Below are 1236 nucleotides of genomic sequence, written 5' to 3' on the forward strand. Positions count from 1 at the left end.
CGGCGGTCCGGCCGGTCGGCCCGGACCGGGGCCACCCGCCGGAGGGCGCGGCGCTCCCGGGGCGGAGGGGTCCGGCCCGGGTCCGCGCTCAGTCCCCCGAGCGTCGATGACGGCCGCCCGAGCCCCGCAACATGACCGGCCGGGAGCCGCGTTCGGGTGCCGCACCGTCCTCGTCACGGAAGGAACGCCGTTGCAGGGTCCGGTCGGCGCGGCCGAAGCTACGCCGGACTTCGTCGTAAATCGGCGTCTGGGTCATGGCGCGCACCCTACGACGCGCGCACCACGCCACCCGCCCGGCCCTGACCACCCTGACGAGGGGTTTGTCAGGCCGCTGAGCAGGGGAAAGCCGCTCGGCGAGGGGTCGGCGGACGGCGCCGTGGCCACGGTGGAGATCCAGGGGAACCGGTACTCCACGCCATCGGACGAACTGTGTGACCCACCCGACACTCTGCGTCACCAGGAGGTCTCCCATCTACGGCAAGCGGCAGGACATGATCGTCCACGGGGAGGAGCCCTACAACGCCGAACCGCCGCGCGCCGCGCTGGCCGACCGGATGCTCACCCCGCTCGACGCCTTCTACTGCCGCAACCACGGACCGGTGCCCGAGCTCGACGCGGCCGCCTGGCGGCTGACCGTCGACGGGCTGGTCGACCGCCCGGCGTCGTGGACGCTCACGGCGCTGCGCGACCGGTTCGCGACCCACTCCGAGACCGCGACGCTGCAATGCGCGGGCAACCGCCGCGCCGGGCTGGTCGAGGTGCGCGACGTCCCCGGTGAGGCGCCCTGGGGACCGACCGCGACCGCCACCGCGGAGTGGACCGGAGTGCGCCTCGCCGACGTCCTCGAGGACGCGGGCGTGGACCCGGCGGCCACCGACGTCGCCTTCCTCGGCGTCGACGTCAGCGACGAGATCACGCCCCCGCAGGAGTTCGGCGGCTCGATCCCGCTGCGCAAGGCCCGGATGCCCGAGGTCCTGCTCGCCTGGGCGATGAACGGCGAGCCGCTCGCGCCGGTGCACGGCGCCCCGGTGCGCGTCGTGGTCCCGGGCTACATCGGCGCTCGAAGCGTCAAGTGGGTACAGCGCGTGACCGTGGCCGACGGCCCGTCGGAGAACTTCTTCCAGGCCTCGACCTACCGCCTGCTGCCGCCCGACGTCGATCCCGCGACCACGGGTCCCGGCGACGGTGTGCCGCTGGGGCTGGTCGCGGTGAACTCCGACTTCCTCGCCCCCGACG

The 1236-nt window shown here is 74.4% G+C and carries 1 protein-coding gene; it reads left to right on the top strand.

Features of this window, described 5'->3' with window-relative positions; translation table 11 throughout:
- Positions 1–431: 431 nt before the first annotated feature.
- The coding region (locus AC0CYZ_RS07690) for a molybdopterin-dependent oxidoreductase (protein WP_472213933.1) at positions 432–1236 on the top strand (805 nt) is incomplete at its 3' end.

The sequence above is a fragment of the Actinomycetospora sp. genome (genome assembly GCF_055612215.1).